This window comes from Streptomyces sp. NBC_00076, assembly GCF_045041235.1.
In the GTDB taxonomy this organism is placed as follows: Bacteria; Actinomycetota; Actinomycetes; order Streptomycetales; family Streptomycetaceae; genus Streptomyces.
The window spans coordinates 10720314-10743127 of sequence record NZ_CP108242.1 but is presented as its reverse complement, the minus strand read 5'-3'; the positions used below and the strand labels follow the sequence as shown (position 1 = coordinate 10743127).

Below are 22814 nucleotides of genomic sequence, written 5' to 3'. Positions count from 1 at the left end.
CCTCTCCCCCACACGCACAGGGCCTGCCCTCCTCCCACACGCACAGGAGCCACACATGGACCATCCAGGGACGCATCGCGGAAACGGAACGGGTTTCGCACCCCCCGTCGGCGAATCGGCGATCGAGGCCCATGGGCTCGGCAAGCAGTATCGGCGCGGCTGGGCATTGCGGGACGTTTCCTTCCGGCTGCCGGCCGGGCGGGTCTGCGGCCTCGTCGGCCCCAACGGCGCTGGCAAGAGCACCCTGATGGGACTGGCCACCAACATGATCCGGCCGACGATCGGCAGCCTGCGGGTGTTCGGCACGGCACCGGGGTCGGCGGAGTCGGTCCTGCGCACCGCGTTCCTCACCCAGGAGAAGCCGCTGTTCCGGCGCTTCACCGTGGCCGAGACCCTGCGCCTGGGCCGTGAGCTCAACCCCCAGTGGGACCAGGAGGTCGCCGAGGGCATCGTCCACGCGGGCCGGGTGCCGCTGAAAGCGAGGATCGGCACGCTGTCCGGCGGGCAGCGCACCCGCGTCGCCTTCGCCCTGGCTTTCGGGAAGCGCCCCGACCTGCTCATCCTCGACGAGCCGATGTCCGATCTGGACCCGCTGGTGCGCCGCGAACTCATGGCCACGCTGAGGGCGGAGGCCGCCGAGCACGGCACCACGGTCCTGGTGTCCTCGCACATGCTCGCCGAGCTGGAGTACATCTGCGACTACCTCCTCGTCGTCGCGAACGGAGGTCTCCGTCTGGCGGGCGAGGTGAACGAACTACGCGCCGCACACGCCCTGCTCGACATCCCCGGGGGCGGCTCGTTGCCCGCCGTCGCACCCCACACCGTCATCGAGCCCCACCGCGGCGAGGGCCGGCCGGGCGTCCTGGTGCGGCTGGGCGCTCCGATCACGTCCGGCGGGCCGGTCACGCCTCCCACCCTGGAAGAGCTGCTGCTCGCCTATCTGCGTGCACCCGACGCGCCCTCGCTGATCGCCCCCAGCGCCCGCGTCGGCGACATCCACGACATCATCACCCGCGACCGGCAGAAGGCTGTGACCGTATGACCACGCTCGCTGACGACCTGGCCCACACGGCGCCCGCCGGGCGCCCGCAGAACGCACCGGGCTCCCGGCAGGCCGGCCCGAGGCTCGGCGGTACGACCTGGCTCGTCTGGCGCCAGCACCGCGCCGCGTTCTGGACCCTCATCGCCCTCACCCTCCTGTGCGTGGTCGTGATGGTCTTTCTGCGCGGGCAGGTGGTGGACTACCTGGACGCGCACCCGCAGAAGTCCGGTGGGCTGCCGCCCGATTTCGAGAAGTACACGGCCCGCCTTACCAGCTTCGGCGGATACCTGGGCTACGTCCCCCTCCTCACGGGTGTCCTGCTCGGTGCCCCGCTCATCGCGGGCGACCTGGAATCCGGCACCGCCAAGCTGGTGACCTCGCAGTCCGTCAGCCGGTTGCGCTGGCTCACCACGAAGCTCGCCATGCCCGCCACGCTGATCGCACTGTCCACCGCGGTACTCGCCGCCGTCTTCAACTGGTGGTGGAGCCCGGTCAAGGGGCGGTCCGACACACTGGAGTGGACCAGTGGCGCGTTCTTCGACGTCACCTGGGTGATGCCGGTGGCCTACGCCCTGCTGACGTTCGTCGTGGGCGTAGCGGTCGGCATGCTCCTGCGCCGCACGCTGGTGTCGATGGTGGTCACGCTCGGCATCGTCGTGGCGATCGGGGTCGTCTGGGACCGGTTCCGACTGGACCTGGGCAACCTCCTGGCGGTCAGCACGGACAAGGGAGTCGGACCCGGCGCCGCACGGCCGAAGCTGCCCGCCGGGGCGGTGCAGCAGGGAGAGGGCACCTACTTCCTCACCAGCTCCGGAGCCCGTCTGGACTGGACCGCCTGCCTCGACAAGATCGACAACGACCGGGCGCACACCGCCTGCCTGGAGTCCAAGCACGTCATCGGCTGGTCCATCGACTACCTCCCCATCTCCCAGATGCACACGATGCAGTGGCTCGGAGCGGGCATCATGCTCGCCGTCGCCGCCGCCGTCGTCACCTTCATCATCTTCTGGGGCCGCAAGCGCCTGCTGTGACGTCCCTGCCAGGAAGGAGTCAGGGGCCCGACTCCGAGGAGTCGGGCCCCGTCTACGGCGACACCTCGTCGCACTCGGCGACCCTGCGTGCGGGGACCTGCGGGCTGAAGCCGAGCCGGCGCATCAGCCGCGTGGCGCCGGAGACGTTGTAGGAGACGTGGAACTTCCTGCCGATCAGCCCGAGAGGCCCCAAGGAGGTACTACTCCTGATCGGTTGTGATCTCGGCCGCGACCAGGCGTCCCAGAATGCGGCCGCCCCGGGAGGTCGGCTAAGAGGCGGGTGCTCGGCCGAGAGCTGTGCAGGGCCGCGCCAGGTACGGCAGCAGGGCCCGGACCGCGCGTCGCGGTCCGAGCCCTGCCCCGTGCGGTGCCACCCTGGGGCGGGCGGTGCGTCAGCTCTGTGCGGTGTCGTCGCTCGTCTGCCCGGCGCCCTCGGCTGCGCCTACCTTCTCGCGCATCTTGCGCACCAGCTCCGCCTTCTGGTCGGCGGCACCCTGGCGGTCGAGGTTGCGGTGCGGACCGTTGTTCTGCCGTTCGGCGCGGGACAGCTTCTTGCGCTGGCCGCCGCCCATGCCCACGGGGTTGTTGATGTTCTTGCTCACGGGTTCTCCCGGAATGATGTGAAGTGATCTACGGATTCATCGGTGGAGGACAGGCGCGGCGACGTCGAAGGACGTCAGCAGGGGCCCATCACGCTCTCACTCGTAAATCGGCGTCTGGAAGAACATGACCAAGACGTTACCCGGTTCCGTCGGACCCGCACACCAAGTTTTTCGCCGTCCCGGCGTCGGCCGGGCCTTCGGCGAGCGCCCGGGGTCAGCCGTTTCCTTCCAGTCAGCCAACGGACCATGCCCCCTCACATCACGGAGCCCCGCCACATGGAGGCGAGCCGACCTGCAAGTCCGTGCCCGCAGCGAGCAACAGACACCCGAGTGGAAGGCCCGCTACGCGGTCCGCTCCGGAGCGGAGGGCACCATCAACGAGTTCGCCCACGGACACGGCATGCGCCACTGCCGCTACCGAGGACTGCCCAGAACTCACTTGCCACACGCACTCACGGCTATCGCCGTGAACATCGAACGCCTCAGCGACCTGGCACCAGCCGAGGAAGTCCCTTCAGCACGGCCGCTGACCGCTTTCCAGACCTACCTGGACCATCACGGGACCCCCAGTCGAAGTCCTGGCGGACCCTCGGCACCTGAGGTGATCACGTCGGTCCCTGCCGGATCTCGCCGCCGCCCGCGCGTTCGCCTTCGACGAGCCCGGGTACCAGGCCGGCGTGTACCAGGACGTGATGCCGCGCCAGTGGCGCAACATGCTGGGGCGCACCATGTGGGAGCTCCCCGGCGGCCGGAGGGTGGCAACCAGTACCTGGTGATGGGCCTCGGTACGGGGCCGGGCGCCGACCTGGGCGTGCCGCGTGACCGGGACGAACTGATCGCGAACGGGCCGCTGTTGTCCGACGGCGGCGGCACCTGGCTCGGGACGGCGGCCCTGCTCCGGGCGCCGGACCCGGAGACGGCTCGCGGCATCCTCATCTCGACTCGTATGCCCATATCTAGGTCCACAACTGGCAGTTGGGCGGGAGTCCGTCGTGAGTGACTAGCGGCGGCTCTCCGCCTCCGCGTCCAGGGCCCGCTCCGGCACCGTGACGCCCGCCCCCGTGGGTGCCCAAAGGGTCGCCGCGGAGAGCAGGGTCACGGCCGCCGCGCCCATGAGCATGGGTACGTTGCCGAGCCAGGCGGCCAGCGCGCCGCCCGCAAGGGCTCCGACCGGTACCGTCGTGAGCAGCACCGCCTGCACGAGTCCCGCGACGCGGCCCTGCATGCCGTCAGGGGTGACCAGTTGCTGCGTGGTCGTCATGGAGATCATCCATACGGTGCCGGAGAGGCCGTAGCAGACCTGGTACGCGAGCAGCACGGTGAAGGCGAGGCCCAGCGACGCGGCCGGGATCAGGAACACGGCAGCGCCCGCCGCGAGTCCGAAGATCTGCGTGGCCCGCCACAGCCCCGAGGTCCTGGCGAAGCGTCCGGCGAGCAGGGCGCCCGCCAGGGTGGCCGCGCTGTAGGCCGCGTACGTCGTGCCCAACTGCCATGCGGGCAGGGCGAGATCGCGGTTCACGTAGAAGACGTAGAGGGCGGCCGCCGCACCGCTGCCGAGGTTGAGCCCGGCGCCCGCCAGGACCATGCGGCGCAGCCGGCGCTCGGCGCGCACCACCGCGAGTCCCGTACGCAGCGAGCCGGCCATGGACTTCGCGCGGGCGGGCGCCCGCGAGCCTGTCAGCGCGTTCAGCGCGGCGGGCAGCGCGAACAGAAGGAGCGCCTCGATCGCGTAGGCCGCACTGCCCGCGAGGAGCGCCGCGTCGGCTCCGAGGAGCCCGACCATGACACCGCCGAGCGCGGGCCCGCCGACCTGCCCGCTCGTACGGGCCGCGGTCAGCGCCGAGTTGGCGGCGAGGAGCCGCTCCGGTCCGACGACGCGCGGCAGCGCTGCCTGGAGCGCGACCGAGAGCGTGAAGGTCAGGGTGCCCGAGACGCCTGCGACCACGTACAGGTGCGCCAGGGTGACATGCCCCACCGCGCCGGCCAACGGGATCGAGCCGACGACCAGGGTCTGGAGGGTGGTCACCCACACCAGGAGGCGGCGCAGCCTGATCCGGTCGACGATCGCTCCGGCCAGCGGGCTCAGCACGGCGCCGGGCAGATAGGTCAGCGCCAGCAGCGCGGCCGCCCCGAACGGCCCCGCGCCGAGGTCGGTCACGGCCAGCAGGGTCAGTGCGAGAGCGGTGATCTGCCGCCCGACGGAGCTGGCGACCTGCTCGCCACACAGCAGCACGAAGGGACGGTGGCGACGCAGGGGGACCGTTCCGTCGGCCCGTGACGCGCCCAACCCTCAGATCCCCGTGCAGGGAACAGGCCAGCGGTGCAGCCGCGGCGGCAGGGCCACCGCCCAGCCGTCGGCGACGAGAGCGAGCCGCTCGGCCGCGAGCAGGTCGACGGCCTCCCGCTGCACGGCGTCGAGTTCACCGAGCGCCGTGGGCTCCTGGACCGTGGCGAACGCGGCGAGCAGATCCGGGTGGTCGAGGGTGAACCTCGCCGAGGCGGGCCGCTCTCTGCGGTCCATGACGGTGATGAAGTCCGGGCCGCGGCGGTGGTAGAGCATGCCGGCGGGGAAGGCGGCGTACGAAGTGCGCCAGGCGCTCAACTCAACTAGTTCGTCTAGCCGTTCGGCGGGTGGTGGGAGGTGGTGCAGCATCCGTACCGACGGGGCGTCATGCGTGTCAGGCGCGTCGTCGCCTCGCGGCCGGTCTTCGCAGGCGATCTCCCAGTGCGTACGAAGCCGTTGGCTCTGGCACTCGCGCAGGAACTGGACCGCCACCGCCGTCTCGCGCCCCGCCCCGCCCAGGCGCAGCGGCACGTCCACGTGAACCTGTCGGCCGATCACGCGGTGGGGGACGGTCGCGGGAAGCCCGGTCATCCGGCCGCCTCCTGACGGCCCGTGGATTGCGGAGCCGGGTCGGGGTCGATGCGGTCCGGTACGTCCCACGTGGGCAGGGACACGTAAGTCCGCCCGTCGCGGAACACCAGCCCCGTCGCCTGAGCCTGCTGGATCCACCCGCTCAGCTCCTCGGCCGGGATGTCGTGTCCGTCGCCGGTCAGCAGCCGGTGCAGCGCGGGCTCCGTCCGCCCGTCCTCGAGGCGGCGCAGCGCTTGCGCCTGCCAGCCGGTCAGCCGGTGGGTGCGGCGGGGCCAGCCGTGGCGCCGGTCGTATACGAGCAGTACGTCCACGCCGTCCTCCGGCTCCGCTTCCTCCATCACCAGGCTCGATCCGTGATGTCCGTCGCGCCATGCCGCGACGGCCCGCTTGAGCCGGCTCTCGGTCTCTCCGCCGATACCCGCGTCGTCCGTCGCGAACAGGTAGACGAGGTCGGTGAGTTCGGACTCGGGCAGCTCGTAGACATGGCGGTACATCTCGGCTGGGCGCCGCTTGCCGAAGCCGAACCCCGGGTCCGTGAAGTTCGGGCTGAACCGCTCCAGTTGGATGCGGTGGGCGCCGCCCGGGGGCTGCAGGTGGACGAGCGCGGGCAGTTGGTCCACGACCGGGGCGTAGTCCTCGACGGTCTCGCCTGGGAAGCCGTACAGGTAGTTCCAGGTGACGGTCAGCGCGTGGTTCTCGCACTCACGGAGTGTGCGGACGTTGCGGGCGCCGCTGACGCCCTTGTCCATGAGGTCGAGGACCCGGTTGCTCAGGCTTTCGATGCCGGGCTGGATGAGCACGGCTCCGGCCCGCCCGAGGAGGGCGATCTGTTCACGGTTGAGGTTGGACTTGACCTCGTAGTGCATCCGCAGGTCCCAGCCGCTCTCGATGGCGAGGGGCAGGAAGTCCTTGAAGTACGCCATGTCGATGATGTTGTCGACGGTGACGACGTCGAGGATGCGGTGCCGTCGTACGAGGTGGTCGATCTCGCTCCACAGTTGCTCGCCCGACTTGGCGCGGAACGCCATGGAGGAGCCGTTGAGCCCGCAGAAGGTGCAGTGGTGCTTCTCGCCCCACCAGCAGCCGCGTGCCCCCTCGACCACCAGCTTCGGGTAGACGTATTCGAGGACGGGGGATGCGTCGAGGGCTGCCTGCCACTGGTCGTAGTCGGGCGCGGGGATGTCGGAGGGCGCCACGGTGCGCCGGGACTCGGTGTTCGCCCGCGAGACCCGGCCGTCCGCCTGCCCTTCCCACCAGCACAGGCCCGGTACGTCAGCGGGTGGCGTGTCGGCGTCCAGATGGCGCAGGAGCGCCGGGAAGGCGTATTCGCCCTCGCCGCGCACCACGTGGTCGACGAAGGGATGGTTGCGGTGCAGGGCGTGCCCCATCGGCCCGTCGCAGTTGCTGCCGCCGAAGACGACGGTGAGCCCTGGACGGCGGCGCTTGAGCTCCCTGGCCAGCGCGAGCGAGGGGACGTTCTGCATGAACGTGCTGGTGAATCCGACGACGTCCGGTTCCTCGGCGAGCACCTCCGTCGCGCACTCGGCGATGAACTCGCTCGCGTGGACCCGCATGCCGGAGGCGGTGTCGATGCAGAGGCCGCGACGTGCGGCGTACTCCTTCAGCCGGGCGACGCCCCAGTACTCGTCCTCGTACAGCACACCCGAGAAGACCCAGTCACCGAGGCCGTCGAAGATCGAATCGCTGCCGATCGCCTCGTAGTCACCGGGGCGCAGCCGCCCGCCGGACCGCTCGAGGAGGAACTCCGCCCAGCGCAGCGAGCCGTGGAACTCACGCACATCGTCGTCCGGGCGGGCCTGCCGCAACAGCTGGTGCAGCAGGCCCACTTGGAGAGAGGGCAGATCGATCGGGTGCCACGGCATGGTCACCAGCTGTACGCGCACACCACTCTCCCCCGGCACCGTCCCCTCGATATCCCGCTCACGCTCACTTTCCCGCCCGGTCAGCGGGTCGGCGGGCGCTTCTCCATGACGGCGGGCTTGCGGTTCGTGCGCTCCTCTTCGCGGATCACTACCTTTTTGATCTCCACGACTCCCCCTTGTCGACGACCTCGAACTCGCGTGCCACACAGAGCAGTTCACCTTATGGGGCATCACATGCGCCCCACAAGAACCCCGACCGCGGAGCGGCCCGCCCGTCAGAGGCCGTGCAGCACGGGATCACCGAGAACGACTTTGGGGTATTCGGCGTCGCCCTGCTCATGGCCCTCAATCGTGAGGGGGGCAACGCCGGTCAGGCCCACGGTCATCACCGGCCGGTTGATCTGCGCGGTCACGCCAGGACCCCGCTCACTGGCTCAGAACGGGACCTCGACGGAGAAGGTGCCGGGCCGTCCTCCCCGGGCAGGGTCGCGGACAGCAGCACCGCGGGGCAGCCAACGGCGCCCAGCCAGTGCAGCAGCCGGGACAGCGTCTGGCGCATGAACGGGGGCAGGGCGTGGACTTCGTCGACGATGACGGTCCGCCCGCAGAGGGCCAGCATGCGCAGGGCGCTGAAGCGGACCGGCAGGGCGGCCATGAGGGCGCCTGGTCGTGGGTGGCGACGGTGAACTGGGCCAGCAGGGCCATGCCCCAGCCGCGCAGCCAGCCGTCCGGCACCGTCACGCGCTCCTCGGGCCGCTCCCTCGCTGCCGACTCACCACCGACCCCACACCGGAATCAGCGGCCACACCCCAGCCAGCCGCGTCACCAACCTCTCCGGTCAGCACATCTAGGGCGTCGTAGGCGGCGTCGGTGGTGGCCATGGTCGGCAGCAGCCACAGGATGCCGGCCGTGTCACCGGAGGCCTTGAAGATCCGCGATGCTTCCAGCGCGGTGAGGCTCTTCCCGCCGCCGGTGGCGTCGGTGACCACCAGGATTCCGGGCCCCTTCTCCCCCACCACGGCGGCGAGTTGCCCGAGCACCGAGGCCTGCAGGTGGTTCGGCCCCTCCAGGCCGCCGTGGGCCTGGGTGAACGGCACCTCCGTCAGAGTGATGCGGGCCAGCCCAGCCTCCTCGAACACGGCGGGGGCGTCCCGGACGGTCTTCGCAAAGTGCTCGCCGGCGCCGAAGGCGGGCGCCTGGGCCCTGGGCAGCCAGTAGTGGCGCTGACTGGCCAGCCGGTCCGCGATGATGCCGACCCCGGTGATCAGCACGGCTGCCGGCACCGACACCTCCGCAGGCACCGCGGTGGCGCCGGTCAGAGGGGGACCGCTGACCGGTCCCCCCCGCAGCAGCGAGGACGGACAGTGCTCGCCCTGTCCGTCCTCGGTTCCGGGGCCCGGGAACTGGCGGCGGGCCCGGGGACGTGGTCACATCACGGCGTCAGTCTGAAGCGGGCCCGCAGTGATGCGGAGTGTACGGACGCGGACCGGCTCTTCCTGGTCGAGAGAGAAGATGTGCATGAACGGGGCGTGCACCACCTGGTCCGGCGCGCTCTTCTTGGCCATGGTGGCCTCGCCGCGCAGCAGGCGGACGCCGTCGCCCGCGGTCCAGTACTCCAAGACCTCGTGGGTGATGTTCAGTGGCTCGTCGATCTTGACGAAGAACGCCTTGATGGCCTCGACGCCGTGGATGTGCTCGGTGCCGAAGAACATGTCGGTGTCCTCGGTCAGCGGCGCGAAGCCCTCACCGAACTCCAGGGTGTCGATGGCGTCCATGAACTTCAGGACCCAGTCGGGTACGGCCGTCGCGTGTGCGGTGTCTGCCATGGTGTTGGTCTCCTGATCAGGCTGCTGCGGGCAGGGAGGCGAGGAAGGCGTCGATCTCCGCATTGACACCTTCGGGGTTCTCGCGAGCGGCGAGGTGCGCGGTGTGCTGGAGCACACGGAAGGTGCTGCCCTTGATGGCGTCCGCCATCTTCCGCACCACGTGCACCGGGAACTGGCTGTCCTCCTCACCGGCGATGATCAGGACGGGCGCGTTCCTGATGGTGTTCAGGCGGCGGTGCTCGTCCTTGCGTCCTATGAGGATGCTGCGCAGCGCCCACGCCACCGACTTCGGGTCGTCCCGCAGAACGAACTTGGTGAACTCCACGAATTTCCGGGTTGGTGGCCTCGGCGGTGGGGCCGACGAAGGCCGCCTTGGCCGCCTTGGCGGCCAGCGGCGGCATCTTGGCGTGCAGCGAGAGGAAGGTGGACAGCGCGCTGGCCCAGACGCTCTCGACCGTCGTGGGCAGGGAGGCGGTGCAGTTGATACCGACCGCCGCCGCGGTCCGCTGCGGGTAGTAGGCCGGGAAGACGCCGGCGAGCATGCCGCCCCAACTGTTGCCCACCAGGACGCACTTGTCGATGTCGAGCGCGTCGAGGATCTCGACGAGCGCGGCGGAGCAGTCCTTGAGGTCGATGATCTTGCGCAGCGCGTCGGACCTGCCGTGTCCGGGACTGTCGATGAGCACGACGCGGTGGGTCGGGGCGAAGTACTCGTACTGGTACTGCCACATGGTGCCGTCCATCATCAGGCTCGGCCAGCACACCATGGCGGGGCCGTCACAACGGCCGCCGACGCGCACGTTGATCAGGCCCAGCGAGGTGGGGATCAGCTTCTCGGTAACCCCTTCGAGCCAATTCGTGGTCATGATCGGTCCTCTCCGTGACCAGGGAGACGTTCAGTAACTAGTAGCGTAACGCTACTAGTTTCAAAACGCTATTACGTGATCCCGGATCGAGGCGCTCAGTCGCCCGGCGCCGCGGGAGCCGACCCTCCCCGCCGACCGGCACCGCCCTCCTCGGCGGCCGTCGGGCGCAGGGTCGAGGCCTCGACCGGCTGATGACAGCTGCTGCACGCGAGGTACGGATTGGTCGGGTTGCCGCATGTCGTGTGCATCAGCGGGTGGTGCGTGACATCGGTATCGGTCGCATGGGTTTCAGCCCAACGCGTGACGGCGGCGATGGCGGGGACGACGAGCTCGCGGGCGCTGTCGGTGAGCGCGTACTCGTACCACGGCTTGTCGGAGCGGTAGGCGCGCTTGGTGAGCAGGCCCAGCTCGGTCAGACTGTTGAGCCGCGCGGTGAGGATGTTCGCCGAGATTCCCAGAGCTCGCTTGAGTTCACCGAAGCGGCCAACACCGAAGAACACCTCCCTCAGGATCTGGTAGTTCCAGCGCTCGGAGATCGCGGCCAGGAACTCCTGCCCGTGCTGGAAGTTGACGCGGCTCCCGTGGTCGGACACGACTTCTCCTCTTCGATGACCTCAGTGTAGTTTCAAATTAAAAGTAGTCCCACAATGTTACTACCTGTAACGCCCGCCTGGCACAGGCCGTCGCCCAGCGGCTCGCCGGGGGGAACGTCCCATACCGGCGAGTCCAGCGGCGGGATGGCGGGGTCGGGCTCGTGCTTGTCGGGCTCGCTCACCGGTGTTCTCCTTCACGGTGTTCGACGGCGCTAGGGACGGGGTGGTGCTGTGCGCGGGCGGACCGCGCTGACCGACTCCCCTTCACCACCCGCCGACGGGCGGGTGGATCAGGCAACCGGCAGACGCGGTGCGGGGGTCAAGCCGCTGCGGCAAGGTGCTCGCCGGGCGGACGCGTGTAGCTGCCGGGCGCGGCCGGGGTGCCGTCGTAGCACTCCAGGCACGAGCCGAGGGTGCTTAAGGGGAGGCAGTGGTAGTACCGCCGCGAACACGACGGGCAGGTCTGCCTCTTGGCCATCGCCTTGTCGAGGGCGGTCTCCTTGGCGAAGGTCATCGGCCGTATCGGCTTGGCCTTGTCGATCTCGTACAGCCATGCCTTGCGCTTGCCGCCCCGGCATTCGATGACGGCGACCGGGTCCTGGCCGCCGGGCCGTAAGCGTCGCTCCCCCAACTGCCGCCGGGTGGCGAGCCCTTTCGGTGCCGCCTCCATCGGTAGACGGGGAGCGTGCCGGACTCGGTGGCGTAGACGTCGGCGTCCCGGACGGCCGGCGGGGACGCAGGTTCAGCGGCGGCGGCCACGGTTTTGTCCACGGCCGGTGTGGACCTGGACCTGGACCTTGGCGCGGCCCCGGGCCTGGACGTTGATCGAGCTGCCCCGGCCGGGGCCGGTGGCCAGCATCTTGATGAGGACGAAGCCGCCCACGACGACCCGAACACCGACCTGTGGGCGACCGCCGACGAGACGCGTGAGCAGATCGTCGACGATTACCGCCGGGTGTGCGCTCACTCGGACGGACACCGCTTGTCCGACGTCGGCATGCTGCGGGCCGAGCCGGACGTGTTCGGCTCCCGGGCCCCGCCTGGCCCCGACGGAAGCCTCGAACTCACCCGCAGCAGCGGCTGTTTCTCCCCCACAACCCCGAACGCCACTACCTCGCCCACCTCTCCGCGCGCATCCACGACGGGCGCCAGGGCATCCACGACGGCCGCCAAGTCGCCGTCGGCACCGTGGGGATCACCGGCGCGACCGACCACGTCCTCGAAGACGGCACCGTACGCGGCCGGTTGGTCGCCGCGATCCGCGGCTGCGCCCAGGCAATCTCCCTCGGCCTCGGAGACGAACGCCTGTGAACAATCGGGGGAGGTTGGCCAACCTTGGCGGAATACCGTTTGGGTCTTGGCCTAGCGGACAGCGTATGCCCACCCCGCACTGCACACCCCGCAGCACACCCGTACGAGAATTCACCACTTCTCACAAGAGGGGAATCCGTCCATGCCAGAGACTGGGCCCGCCCGCATGGCCGTACCCATACCGAAGGAACGCTCGCAGGGCTGCCCCTTCGATCCCCCGGCGGCCCTGCGCGACCTTCGGGAAAAGGACCCCGTCTGTCCGGTCACCCTGGCGGACGGCAGCAACGGTTGGCTCCTCACCCGGCACGAGGACGTGCACGACGTCCTCGGCGACTACCAGCGGTTCAGCTCCCGCGGCGAACTCCGCAACTCCGCCCTCGACGGCCAGGTAACCGCCGCTAGGCAGGCAAACCCCGGTGAGATCAACGGAGTTGACCCACCGGAGCACACCCGGCTACGCCGCAAGCTCGGCGGCAAGTTCACCACCAGCCGCATGACCCAGCTCACCGACAGCATCACGGACATCGTCGACGACGTCCTGAATGGCATGGAGCAACTGACAGGCCCGGTCGACCTGGTGCAGGTCTTCGCGCTGCCCATCCCGTCCCTCGTCATCTGCGAGTTGATGGGCGTCGACTACGCGGAACGCGAGGTGTTCCAGGAGAAGACCACGAACATGCTGGCCCTGTCCGCCACCCCCGAGCAGTACATGGCGGCCCTCGACGACATCTACTCGTACGTCAACGACCTCGTCGTCCGCAAACGCGCCCGCCCCACCGACGACATCCTCAGCAACCTCGCCGCCGACGAGGAACTGACGGAGGAGGAGGTTTCCCGGATGGGCCTGGCGCTGCTCGCGGCCGGGCACGAAACAACGGCCCACATGCTCGCCCTCGGCACCTTCGCCCTGCTCCAGAACCCGGACCAACTCGCCGCCCTGCGCGCCGATCCCGCCCTGATCACCGGTGCGGTCGAGGAACTCCTGCGCTACCTCACCATCGCCCAGTACGGCGCCGAACGCTCGGCGACCGAGGACGTCGAGGTGGGCGGCCAGCTGATCAAGAGGGGCGACGTGGTCGTGCCCGCCCTCATGGCCGCCAACCGCGACCCGCGCCGCTTCGACCAACCTGACGCCCTCAACATCACCCGCCGCACGGCCGGGCACATGGCGTTCGGCTTCGGCATCCACCAGTGCGTGGGCCAGCAACTCGCCCGAGTCGAGCTGAAGATCGCCTACCAGGCACTCATCCAACGCTTCCCGAACCTGCGTCTCGCCGTACCACCAGAGCAAGTACCCCTGCGCACCGACTCCGTGACCTACGGACTGGTGGCACTCCCGGTCATCTGGGACTGAGTTGACGATGTCCGTTGCAGCTCGGCAGCTCTTTGGCCTCGGGCCTTCGCGGGTAGACCTGTCCGGGTTTTGATCAAATAACTGGAGATCGCTCCTGGCCTGCAACGACGGGACTTGTCGAGGGCTCTGTCAGCTGCAAGGAAAGAGGCACTCTCCAGGTGGAGAAGACCACCGGGCCCTACCCACGTGTCCGTGTCTGGGGCGGCGGCCACGGGGCGGTGTCCCGGGCCGGGCCGGTGCTACCGGCCGAAACGGTCCGCAAGTCGGGCCTGGACGCGGCGATATCGGCGGCACCTGCGCCGTGGCGCAAGCCCCGGGCCGTGCACGATCCGGGCGAGATCCTGCTGGATATGGCCCCGGCCGTCACACTCGGCCGGGACTGCCTGTCCGACGTCGGCATGCTGCGGGCCGAGATCGAGACTAAAAACCCCTTACGACCGGAAGAGTAAAAAGGAGAGGCACCCCGCAATGAAAGGCGCACAGCACACACATTCCATGCATACTTCGGGACGTCGGCACGGAAATGGGAAGAGAAAGGAACCGGAAAAAGATAGCAAAGAGAATGCTGCGATGCCCCACCCGAGGCGCCCAACCGACCAGCACGCGGCAGTAGCCGCCGACATCACCGCAGACCAGAAATTTTGGCGCGTGAGATATCGGACCATTACGGTCTTTCAGTAGATTCAAGCCCCCTGAAATCGTGACAACCTGCATGCACGAGTGTTCTCGGGGCACCCCTCTATCGGACCGCACACCGGGCAATTCAGACTTCGCTGACCGCCCCACGATGGCCGAACCATCGCCTCCTTTCGGCGAGAGGCCGTCTCCCGGACCATGAAATCTCATGCTTGCGTGGCGCGCCGTTCCGTGATGCGATTTATGGACGGTCGGCTTCGGCATACGCGGCAGGTAAACCCTGCACCCCCACCCACCCACTCTTACCCCCGGCTGATCCCCATTTCCTTCACAACATCGTTGTCGACATGTCCCGAAGCTTTGCCGTTTCGGCCCTCTTCTTTCCGCGTATTCAGGGAGGTCTCGTCGTGGTCGCGGTAATTCACCAGCTTGCCCTGAACGAAAACCATTCACCGCTGCTGCCCGGAGTGGCCGAGGCGGTTCGTGAGGTCGGCGAACGCGCCAACCTCACCCTCGACCCCCTCGCCACCGGCCTCACTCAGGAGCTGGCCGGCCGGCTCGGCGTACCGGCCGACCGTGTGGTGGCCGGCGCGGGATCGGGCGCGCTGCTCCAGCAGTTTCTGAGTGCCCACGCCGGGCCGGGCACCGAAGTGGTGCACGCCTGGCCCTCGTTCGAGATGTATCCCCTCCTCGTGCGCAACGCCCACGCCGAACCGGTCGCGGTGCCGCTGCGCGGCACCGCGCACGATCTGGCGGCCATGGCCGACGCCGTGACGCCACGCACTCGTGTCGTCCTGCTGTGCAATCCGAACAACCCGACCGGTGAGGTGCTCGACCACGGTCAACTGGCCGAGTTCCTGGCCGCGTTGCCGTCCGACGTCCTCGTCCTGATCGACGAGGCCTACCGCGAGTTCGCCGAGCCCGGCGCACTCGCCGACGCCCTGGCGCTGGCAGAGGACGACGAACGCGTCGCCGTGGTGCGCACCTTCTCCAAGTCGCACGGCCTGCTCGGGCTGCGCGTCGGCTATCTGGTCGCCGCCGCGTCCGTCACCGCCCCACTGCGCAGCACGAGCCCGTTCTTCCGGGTGAGCACGCCCGCACAGGCCGCGGCGCACGCCGCCCTGGCGGCAGAGGAGCGGATGCGGGAGCAGTGCGCCGACGTTGTCCGGGAGCGCGACCGGGTCCGTACCGGGCTGCTCGACCACGGCTGGGACGTGCCGCCCAGCGGCGGCAACTTCCTCTGGGTGCCACTCGGCGATCGCAACCAGGCGTTCGTGAGCCACCTGGCGGCCCACGGCGTCGCGGTCCGGGAGATCGCGGGCTCCGGCGTGCGGGTGGGCACCGGCACCCCTGAGGCCAACGACGCGGTCCTCACGCTCGCCCAGGAGTTCGCCGCCAAGAAGACATCCGACACCGCCGCGAAGGAGCCCGTCATATGACCGCCAAGGCAGCGGCTCCCCGCACACCCGCCCAAACCCTGTCCCCGACAGTTGACGCGCTGCGCCGTGAGCTCGACAGCCGCAGGCCGGCCGACGGCGACCGGATGCAGGAGATCGCCCGCTACGCGCTGCTCGCCCCGGGGAAACTGCTGCGGCCGGTGCTCCTCGTCGCCGCTGCGGAGGCGACCGGCGGCTCGCGCGACCAGGTGGTGCCGGCCGCCCTTGCCGTGGAGTACCTGCATGTCGCGTCCCTCGTCCATGACGACGTCATCGACGGCGACGACCTGCGCCGCGGCCAGGACTCCGTGCACGCCCGCTACGGCGTCCCGGACGCGATAGCCATCGGTGACGCCCTGCTCTTCCAGGTCTTCTCGGCCGTGTCCGAATGCGCCGCGCTGGGCGTGCCGGACGCCGCCGTCCTCGCCGCGGTCGGGGTGCTGGCCCAGGCCGGCGAGGAGCTGTGCCGGGGCCAGCTGCAGGAGGCGCTGCTGACCGCCGCCGGGCCGCGGGGCTGCGGTCTGGACGCCTACCAGGAGATGGCCTCGCTGAAGACCGGGGCCCTGCTGCGCGGCGCCTGCCGGGCCGGTGCGCTGCTCAGCGGGGGCACGCCGGAGGAGACCGAGGCGGTCACGGCGTTCGGGGGGCACGTGGGTCTCGCCTTCCAGATGTACGACGACCTCCTGCCCTATCTCGCGGACGAAACGGTCACCGGCAAACCCGGCGCGAGCGACGCCGGCAACCTGCGGCCGACCTTCCCGGTACTGCTCGCCTACCGCACCGGCACCGCGGCCGACCGGCGCCGCCTGGAACGGGTCCTGCGCGGCGGCCTGAGCCCGGAGGCCACCTTCGCCGCGCTGCGCGAGGTGATCACCGCGACCGGCAGCCTGGAGCTCGCCCAGGACCAGGCCCGCGGTGAGGCCGAGGAGGCCAGGGCCCGGCTGGACGCACTGCCGCCGACCGAGGCCGCCGACGTGCTCGCGGCGGTCGCGGACCTCACCGTACGCCGGGACCGCTAGCCGTGCCCGGCCTGCGGCAGCGCACCCGTACGAGCATCGTCGCCCACGTGCAGACCTGGCGCCCGTACACCACCTGCTACCCCGCACTGCTCGGCCTCGCCGGTGCCGCCTGGGCCGGGGGCGCGGGGCCCGGGGAGCTCCTGACAGCCGTCGTGGCGCCCGCGTTGGGCTGGCTGTCGGGGCACTATCTGGGCGACTGGATGGACCGGGACCTCGACGCGATCGGCAAACCGCAGCGGCCGATCCCGTCGGGGCGGCTGTCGCCCGGTGCCGCCCTGTGGAGCGGGATCGGGTGCGCGGTGGTGAGCGCCGTACTGGCCGTGGGCGCCAACTGGCGGATCCTGCCGCTGTTCCTGCTCGCGATGGCCGGGATCGTGGGCTACAGCCGCGTGTTCAAGAAGCGCGGCCTGTCGGGGAACGTGGCCCGGGGCGTCCTGACCGCCCTGGCCGTCGTCATCGGCGCCATGGTCACGCGGCCGTTTCCGCCGTGGTCGCTACTGCCGGTCGCCGCCGGGTTCCTGCTGCACGACACCTCGTCCAACCTCGTCGGCACGGTGCGGGACGTGGACGGCGACCGGGCCGGCGGATACCGGTCGGTGCCGGTGCGGCGCGGGGTACGGCACGCGGTCCGGCTGGCTCTCGCCCTCTACGGCTGTGGGCTCACCCTCCTCGCGTCGGCCGCCGTGGGCACGCCCAGGGATCCGGCGGGGTACCTCGCGTTCCTCGTCCTGGCCGCGGTAATCGGCGCCGCCGCCTTCGTCCCCCTGCTCCGGTCGGGCACGCAGCTCGGGCAACGGACCGCGCTGCGCGGCCACGAGGTGCTGGTCGCCGAGCGGCTGGTGCTGGCCGCGGGCGTCATCGCCGGTGCGCTCGGTCCGGCCACCGCGGCCCTCGCCGTCGTACCCGTCCTGCTGTTCTCGCTCGTCACCCAGAAGCTCATGCGCGCGGGCCACGAGTTCCCGCCCGCCCTCGTACGAAAGGAGCCTGTGACATGAGTACCCCCCTGCTCGTGGACGAGGTCTCGGAGGCGATCGACGCAGCCGCCGAAGCCCTGTTCGCCGCGCAGCGACCGGACGGCGTGTTCACCTACGGGATCGGGTCGCTGGCCACCACGCTCAGCACCGTCGGCGCCGTCAGCGCGTTGCACTTCGCCGACCCCGAGGGCTCCGCGGACCTCGTACGGCGGGGCGTCGACTGGCTCGTCGCCGCGCAGGCCGCAGACGGCGGCTGGAGCATGGTGCCGGGCCAGGAGTCCGAGGCCGGCCCGACGGCGGTCGCCACCGCCGTACTCCAGCTCGTCGCCGCCGACACGGCGGCCGGCCAGGTCAAGGCGGGCCAGGACTGGATGCACCACTACGGCGGCCTGGACGCCATCCCGCACCTCGAAGTCGTCGCCTGGTGCCGCCAGTTCTACGGGTACGTCGGCTGGATCGACCCGCGCGACATGCGCCGCTTCCCGCTGGAACTGGCGCTGCTGCCCGGCCTGTACCGGCGGCTGTTCGACCTGCGAGCCCCGATGGTCTCCGCCCTCGCCCTCGCCCAGACCCGGCACAAGCCGCTGACCGGCTTCCAGCGCAGACTGGCGCGCTGGGCCGAGCCGAACGCCCTCTCCGTGATCCGGCAGGTCTACGAGCACGAGGGCAGCACCGGCGGCTGGTGCGAGGACGCCTGGGTGACCGGGCTGATCGTCGCGGGGCTGGCCCGCGCCGGGCTCGGCCGGGACATGGTCGAGGCAGCGGTGCGCTGGTTCCGGGAGCAGATCAACCCGGACGGTTCCTGGAGCTCCGGTCCCCTGGACCTGACGTGGACCATGTACGCGGCCCGCGGTCTGCTCGCCGCGGGCTACGCCGACGACGAGCGGCTGCGGCCCGTCAAGGTGCTCTTCCTGCGGCTCCAGCAGCAAGAGCCGTTCACCGCGTTCGGCTGCCCGCCCGGCTTCTGGGGCTGGTCGGGAACGCACGGCTGGCCGGCCACCCTGGAGACCGGTGAGATCGTCTCCGTGCTGTCCCGGCTGCCCGGCGACGACCAGGCCGACGCGATCCGCGACGGGGCCGGCTGGCTCACCCGCCAGCAGGACAGCCGCGGCTCGTGGGGGCTGTGCGTGCGCAACACCAAGGTCGCCAACAGCGGCCCGTGCCCGCACATGACCGCGCAGGCCCTCGACGGACTCCTCGACTCCGGAATGCCCGCCGACGACCGCCGGATCCGCAGGGCACTCGGCTGGCTGTCCAAAGCCCAGCAGCCGGACGGCAGTTACCAGTCGGTGTGGTACCGCATGCACACCGCGGGGACCTCCGCCGTGCTGCAGACCCTGGTCCGGGCGGGCGCCGGGAACTCCCCCGCCGCCGTACGCGCCCGGCAGTGGCTGGAGCGGACACAGCGCGACGACGGCTCCTGGGGCACCGGCCGTCCCACGGATCCGGGCACGGTCGAGGAGACCGCGTGGGCTCTGCAGGGACTGCTCGCCGCAGGGGCGGACCCGGCGGCGCTCCTGCCCGGCGTACGTTGGCTGCTGGCCGCCCGGTCGCCCGACGACGGCTGGCCGGCGGCTCCGGTCAACGAGTACGTGCGGTACGTGTCGCGCTACCCGATGCCGCCCCTCGCCCAGGGCCTCGCACTGCGCGCCCTGTCGGGCTACCGCCGGGCGGTGGCTTCCCCATGCTGATGTCAAGCAGCAAGGGTGGCGCCTTCCGTGTCCACCACCACGCAGTGGTGGTGGGTCTTGCCGCAGTCGATCCCCGCCGATATCCGGCTCATCGTGCTCCAGTCGTTCGTACCTGCACGTCACACCACGGACGACCTCGCCGGCATTGCCCTACACAGCGACTTGCTCGCACTTCCCCATCGGCGGCCGAGTCTTCGTCGGGAGCCAGGCGGCCAAGCCACCAAAGCCACGGACGGCAGCCCGATGAAAGCCACACCCGGCTCCCCTGGATGCCACGACCCTACGAATGGCCGCAGTGGACCCAGGAAGAAGGTAGAGCCCGATGAGCGGCACCGACGTCGTGGTGTGCGGCGCGGGGGTCGGGGGCCTGGCGACCGCCTGTGCGCTGGGCGGGCTCGGCCTGCGTGTGCTGCTCGTGGACAAGCAGCCCGAGATCCGTCCGGTGGCCAAGGGCGAGGTCTTCCAGCCGGGTTCGCTGCCCGTGTTGCGTGCGTGGGGTGTGGCCGGGCACCTTGAGACGGCGGGCGCGCTGCGGCTCGACCGGCTGGTCGCCCGGGATCCGGACGGCACCGCGCGGATGACGCTGGACTACGGGCTGCTGCCCGCCGGCGGCGGCAACTGGCTGCTGGCGCACGACTATCCGGCCATCCTGCGTGCCTTCACCGACGCCCTGCCGCCGTCGGCCGAGCTGCGCCGGGGCACGGTGGTCGACGACCTGCTCGGCGCCGCCGACGGCCGGGTCACCGGTGTACGGCTGCGCGACGGTGAGGAGGTGAAGGCGGCACTGGTGGTCGCGGCGGACGGGATCTCCTCACGGCTGCGCCGGGCGGCCGGGCTCGATGTGGAGCGGCTGGAGTACCCGCACCGCCTGGTCGCCATGGAACTGACCGACGCCCCCGATGTCGACCCCGACTTCTCCGCCTACGTCACCCCGCGCGGCCTGCGGCTGCGGTACGCGCTGCCCGGCGGCCGCGTCCGTCTGTACGCGCAGGTGGCGCCCGACGAGTTGCGCGGGGCGGACGAGAGCCGGCTGGCGAGCTGGGTGGCCGGTCTGGTCCGGGACACCCCGGCGCTCGCCCCGCTTCAGGAGGCAATGCGCGCCGCCGTGCCCCGGCGCCAGACGCTGCCGGTGGCACGTGCGCTCGCACCACAACTCACCGTTCCGGGGCTGGCGTTGGTCGGCGACAGCGGGCACGTCGTCCACCCGATGGCCGCGCAGGGCATGAACAGCGCGGTCGCCGACGCCCACTGCCTGGCAGAACTGGTCGGCCGGTGCGGTGAGTTGACGGCCGCGGCGGTGGACCACGCGCTTCTCGGCTACGGACGGCGGCGCCACGCCGATCTGACGTTGGTCGGCCGGACCAGTCACAACGCGGCACGGATGGTGACCGACCTGTCGTGGGCGGGACGGCTGCTGGGGCAGCGTGCGCTGCGGCACACCGGCGCCAATGCCCGGATCCGCTACACCGTCATGCACAACATGGCGGGGCTGGGCGCGCATCCGCTCACCCCGTTGGACCGGCTCCACCAGATCGGGCTGCTGCCGGACCCGAGGGCCCGGCAGCAGCCGGCCTGGGCGTAGCCCGTGTCAGGCGGCGCCCCGCCCGGGGGCAGGCTGTGCGCATTCGACGAGCAACAGGCCGCCGGGCAGGTGGCGGGTCGACAGGACGGCGAGGCCGACGGCCGCGGCCAGGGCGTGGAAGTCCCCGGCGGTGCGCTCCCGGCCGCCGAGCAGGGTCAGGGACTGGAGGTCGAACGAGGAGTTGTTCTTGGCGTGTTCCGCACCGGCCAGCACTTCCACGATCAGCACCTTCCCGTCGGCGCCGGCGGCCTCGGCGCAGCGGGCCAGGATCCGGGTCGCGTCCCGGTCGCTCCAGTCGGTGAGGACCCGGGAGACCATCAGGACGTCGTAACCGGTGGGCAGCGGGTCGAGGAAGCTGCCGCCGACGAACTCCGCACGCTCTGCCAGCCCGGCCTCGGCGAGCACCTGGTTCGCTTCAGGAGCCACCTCGGGCAGGTCGAGCACCGCACCCCGCAGGTGCGGGTGCTTGTGCAGGACCTCGCTCAGCAACGCGCCGATGCCGCCGCCGACGTCGATGACCCTGCGCACGGGCTCCCAGTCGTACTCGACGGCGACGGTGGGGCCGGTCTGCCAGGCGTGCCCGGCCATGATGGCGCCGAAGAACAGCCGCAGCCGCTCGTCGCGCTGGTAGTCCTCCCAGAACGGCACTCCGTGCGCCGTGTGATAGGCGGACTCGCCGGTGCGGATCGAGTGCAGCATGCCGGTGTAGGCGAGGTCCATCTTGGCGCCGGGGCCGTCGATGTCGAGCCAGGCCAGCTGCCACTGGTTGTCCTCGGCGAGCAACTCCCGGGACAGCATGGTGGGTTCGTACCGGTCCGGTTCGGGCTGCTCGAACAGCCCGATGGCGACCAGGTGGTTGAGCAGCCGGGCCAGCGAGTTCTCATGGGCGTCCGCGGCGCGGGCCAGCCCCGCCAGGTCTCTCGTCCCTGCCTCGACCAGTTGGGGCAGCCTCAGGCTTACGGCAGTGCGGATGGCGAACGGGGTCGCCAGGTCGACGAGTCGGGAGATTTCAGCGCGGGGATCCATGACTGTGAGTTCCCTTCCGATTATTACAGGAGAGCGCCGCCAAAAACGATGCGAACACAAAATCATCCTGCCCTCGGAAAACAATTCCAGTCAATAATTCCACCGACGTCGCGACCAATTTTTTAAGGGGCCGCGATGTTAGTTCATCCTGCCTGAAATTCCAGGTGCAGAAAAAGCGAAGAGAAGAGAAGGGTGATGCAGTGATGACGAATTCCGGAAGTCGGTTCCAGGTCCGTCCGGTGTCGGGGGCGCTGGGAGCCGAGGTGTTCGGGGTGCCGTTCGGCAGGCTCACCGAGGCCGACCTCGCCACCGTACGGGAGCTGCTCCTCGATCATCTGGTGCTGTTCTTCCCGGACGTGGCGGAGCTGGAACCGGAGGCGCACAAGGAGTTCGGCCGGTGGTTCGGGAAGCTGGAGGTGCATCCGTTCCTGCCGAAGCTTCCCGGGCACGACGAGCTCGTGGTGCTGGACTCGGAGCAGGGGGCCAAAGCGGATGTGTGGCACACCGACGTCACGTTCTCGGCCTCGCCGCCCGTCGCGTCCGTCCTGCAGATCGTCCAGTGCCCGCCTGCCGGCGGCGACACCATGTGGAGCAATCAGTACCTGGCCTACGAGGCGGTGTCCGCACCGCTCAGGGACCTGCTCGACGGGCTCACAGCCGTGCATGTCTTCGAGCATCCCGGCACCTCGTACCGGGCGGAGGCCGAGCACCCGGTGGTCCGCACCCACCCCGAGACGGGCCGCCGCTCCCTGTACGTCAACCGGCTCTTCACCCGTCGAATCCCCCAACTCACGCCGGTCGAGAGCGAGTTGCTACTCCGCCACCTTTTTGACCTGTCGGAGAGCCCGCAACGGGTGTGCCGCTTCCGCTGGCAGCCGGGCGCGATCGCCATGTGGGACAACCGCGCCACCCAGCACTACGCGGTCAACGACTACGTCGGCCGCCGGGTGGGCCGCCGGGTCACCATCCTCGGCGACAAGCCGGAGGGCGAGGCGCCGCGGTGGGGAGCGTGGACGGCTGAGACCGCCGGCAACGGTGTCCGGGACACGATGGCACGCGCCTGAGAT

The 22814-nt window shown here is 70.3% G+C and carries 25 protein-coding genes and 3 pseudogenes; 13 read left to right on the top strand and 15 right to left on the bottom strand.

Annotated elements, in window-relative coordinates:
- Positions 1-55 precede the first annotated feature (55 nt).
- Positions 56-1042, top strand: a complete 987-nt coding sequence (locus tag OHA64_RS48150) for an ABC transporter ATP-binding protein (RefSeq protein ID WP_405623709.1) — start codon at positions 56-58, stop codon at positions 1040-1042.
- On the top strand, positions 1039-2073 hold the full coding sequence (locus OHA64_RS48145) for an ABC transporter permease (protein ID WP_405623708.1): 1035 nt from the start codon (positions 1039-1041) through the stop codon (positions 2071-2073). The genes OHA64_RS48150 and OHA64_RS48145 overlap by 4 nt, the downstream gene beginning before the upstream one ends.
- Positions 2074-2125: 52 nt before the next feature.
- Here OHA64_RS48145 and OHA64_RS48140 read toward each other — a convergent pair whose 3' ends face one another.
- Both OHA64_RS48140 and OHA64_RS48135 read right to left on the bottom strand, forming a co-directional pair.
- On the bottom strand, positions 2126-2266 hold the full coding sequence (locus OHA64_RS48140) for a winged helix-turn-helix domain-containing protein (protein WP_405623706.1): 141 nt from the start codon (positions 2264-2266) through the stop codon (positions 2126-2128).
- A gap of 199 nt (positions 2267-2465) precedes the next feature.
- Positions 2466-2675 carry a DUF6243 family protein gene (locus OHA64_RS48135; RefSeq protein WP_075032920.1) on the bottom strand — a complete coding sequence of 70 codons (210 nt, stop codon included), beginning with the start codon at positions 2673-2675 and terminating at the stop codon, positions 2466-2468.
- A 124-nt stretch (positions 2676-2799) separates the two neighbouring features.
- Here OHA64_RS48135 and OHA64_RS48130 point away from each other — a divergent pair.
- Together OHA64_RS48130 and OHA64_RS48125 are read left to right on the top strand one after the other, a co-directional pair.
- A pseudogene (locus OHA64_RS48130) lies at positions 2800-3099 on the top strand (transposase); the annotation flags it as partial.
- 193 nt (positions 3100-3292) lie between these two features.
- Positions 3293-3671: pseudogene (locus tag OHA64_RS48125) on the top strand (hypothetical protein); the annotation flags it as partial.
- Between the two features lie 4 nt (positions 3672-3675).
- On the opposite strand, the gene OHA64_RS48120 reads toward OHA64_RS48125, so the two are convergent.
- From OHA64_RS48120 to OHA64_RS48065, 12 genes are all read right to left on the bottom strand, one after another.
- A complete protein-coding gene (locus OHA64_RS48120; RefSeq protein ID WP_405623705.1) occupies positions 3676-4962 on the bottom strand; it encodes an MFS transporter in 1287 nt (428 codons plus the stop codon).
- Between the two features lie 3 nt (positions 4963-4965).
- Positions 4966-5550 carry a DUF5825 family protein gene (locus OHA64_RS48115; protein WP_405623704.1) on the bottom strand — a complete coding sequence of 195 codons (585 nt, stop codon included), beginning with the start codon at positions 5548-5550 and terminating at the stop codon, positions 4966-4968.
- A complete protein-coding gene (locus tag OHA64_RS48110) occupies positions 5547-7454 on the bottom strand; it encodes a RiPP maturation radical SAM C-methyltransferase (RefSeq protein ID WP_405623703.1) in 1908 nt (635 codons plus the stop codon). The genes OHA64_RS48115 and OHA64_RS48110 overlap by 4 nt, the downstream gene beginning before the upstream one ends.
- 254 nt (positions 7455-7708) lie before the next feature.
- Positions 7709-7846 (bottom strand): hypothetical protein, encoded by a 138-nt coding sequence (locus OHA64_RS48105; protein WP_405623702.1) that lies wholly within the window; start codon positions 7844-7846, stop codon positions 7709-7711.
- Complete coding sequence (locus OHA64_RS48100; protein ID WP_405623701.1) at positions 7843-8088, bottom strand: hypothetical protein; 246 nt, start codon at positions 8086-8088, stop codon at positions 7843-7845. The genes OHA64_RS48105 and OHA64_RS48100 overlap by 4 nt, the downstream gene beginning before the upstream one ends.
- Positions 8089-8170: 82 nt before the next feature.
- Positions 8171-8716 carry a hypothetical protein gene (locus OHA64_RS48095; protein WP_405623700.1) on the bottom strand — a complete coding sequence of 182 codons (546 nt, stop codon included), beginning with the start codon at positions 8714-8716 and terminating at the stop codon, positions 8171-8173.
- A gap of 144 nt (positions 8717-8860) precedes the next feature.
- Positions 8861-9259 carry a nuclear transport factor 2 family protein gene (locus tag OHA64_RS48090; protein ID WP_405623699.1) on the bottom strand — a complete coding sequence of 133 codons (399 nt, stop codon included), beginning with the start codon at positions 9257-9259 and terminating at the stop codon, positions 8861-8863.
- A gap of 16 nt (positions 9260-9275) precedes the next feature.
- On the bottom strand, positions 9276-9542 hold the full coding sequence (locus tag OHA64_RS48085; RefSeq protein WP_405623698.1) for an alpha/beta fold hydrolase: 267 nt from the start codon (positions 9540-9542) through the stop codon (positions 9276-9278).
- Positions 9445-10125, bottom strand: a complete 681-nt coding sequence (locus OHA64_RS48080; protein ID WP_405623697.1) for an alpha/beta fold hydrolase — start codon at positions 10123-10125, stop codon at positions 9445-9447. The genes OHA64_RS48085 and OHA64_RS48080 overlap by 98 nt, the downstream gene beginning before the upstream one ends.
- A gap of 95 nt (positions 10126-10220) precedes the next feature.
- A complete protein-coding gene (locus tag OHA64_RS48075) occupies positions 10221-10718 on the bottom strand; it encodes a winged helix-turn-helix transcriptional regulator (RefSeq protein WP_405623695.1) in 498 nt (165 codons plus the stop codon).
- Positions 10719-11037: 319 nt separating this feature from the next.
- Positions 11038-11388 carry an RRQRL motif-containing zinc-binding protein gene (locus OHA64_RS48070; RefSeq protein WP_405623693.1) on the bottom strand — a complete coding sequence of 117 codons (351 nt, stop codon included), beginning with the start codon at positions 11386-11388 and terminating at the stop codon, positions 11038-11040.
- A gap of 72 nt (positions 11389-11460) precedes the next feature.
- Complete coding sequence (locus tag OHA64_RS48065; protein WP_405623692.1) at positions 11461-11685, bottom strand: hypothetical protein; 225 nt, start codon at positions 11683-11685, stop codon at positions 11461-11463.
- A gap of 221 nt (positions 11686-11906) precedes the next feature.
- Between OHA64_RS48065 and OHA64_RS48060 the strand changes: the two genes are divergently transcribed.
- The 8 genes and pseudogenes from OHA64_RS48060 (at position 11907) to OHA64_RS48025 (ending at position 20721) form a co-directional block, all read left to right on the top strand.
- Positions 11907-12029 (top strand): hypothetical protein, encoded by a 123-nt coding sequence (locus tag OHA64_RS48060; RefSeq protein ID WP_405623691.1) that lies wholly within the window; start codon positions 11907-11909, stop codon positions 12027-12029.
- Between the two features lie 142 nt (positions 12030-12171).
- Complete coding sequence (locus OHA64_RS48055; protein ID WP_405623690.1) at positions 12172-13383, top strand: cytochrome P450; 1212 nt, start codon at positions 12172-12174, stop codon at positions 13381-13383.
- A 158-nt stretch (positions 13384-13541) separates the two neighbouring features.
- Positions 13542-13817: pseudogene (locus OHA64_RS48050) on the top strand (transposase); the annotation flags it as partial.
- A gap of 609 nt (positions 13818-14426) precedes the next feature.
- Positions 14427-15458, top strand: a complete 1032-nt coding sequence (locus tag OHA64_RS48045; RefSeq protein WP_405623689.1) for an aminotransferase class I/II-fold pyridoxal phosphate-dependent enzyme — start codon at positions 14427-14429, stop codon at positions 15456-15458.
- On the top strand, positions 15455-16474 hold the full coding sequence (locus OHA64_RS48040) for a polyprenyl synthetase family protein (protein ID WP_405623688.1): 1020 nt from the start codon (positions 15455-15457) through the stop codon (positions 16472-16474). Before OHA64_RS48045 ends, OHA64_RS48040 begins: the two co-directional genes overlap by 4 nt.
- 2 nt (positions 16475-16476) lie before the next feature.
- Positions 16477-17469: a UbiA family prenyltransferase gene (locus tag OHA64_RS48035; protein WP_405623687.1), complete on the top strand. Its 993-nt coding sequence runs from the start codon at positions 16477-16479 to the stop codon at positions 17467-17469.
- Positions 17466-19139, top strand: a complete 1674-nt coding sequence (locus OHA64_RS48030; protein ID WP_405623686.1) for a prenyltransferase/squalene oxidase repeat-containing protein — start codon at positions 17466-17468, stop codon at positions 19137-19139. The genes OHA64_RS48035 and OHA64_RS48030 overlap by 4 nt, the downstream gene beginning before the upstream one ends.
- A gap of 322 nt (positions 19140-19461) precedes the next feature.
- Entirely contained in the window at positions 19462-20721 is a 1260-nt protein-coding gene (locus OHA64_RS48025; protein WP_405623685.1) for an FAD-dependent oxidoreductase, read from the top strand.
- Between the two features lie 6 nt (positions 20722-20727).
- Here the strand turns inward: OHA64_RS48025 and OHA64_RS48020 are convergent, their stop codons facing one another.
- Positions 20728-21747 (bottom strand): methyltransferase, encoded by a 1020-nt coding sequence (locus OHA64_RS48020; RefSeq protein ID WP_405623684.1) that lies wholly within the window; start codon positions 21745-21747, stop codon positions 20728-20730.
- A 203-nt stretch (positions 21748-21950) separates the two neighbouring features.
- On the opposite strand from OHA64_RS48020, the gene OHA64_RS48015 reads away from it, so the two are divergent.
- Complete coding sequence (locus OHA64_RS48015; protein ID WP_405623683.1) at positions 21951-22811, top strand: TauD/TfdA dioxygenase family protein; 861 nt, start codon at positions 21951-21953, stop codon at positions 22809-22811.
- Positions 22812-22814 lie beyond the last annotated feature (3 nt).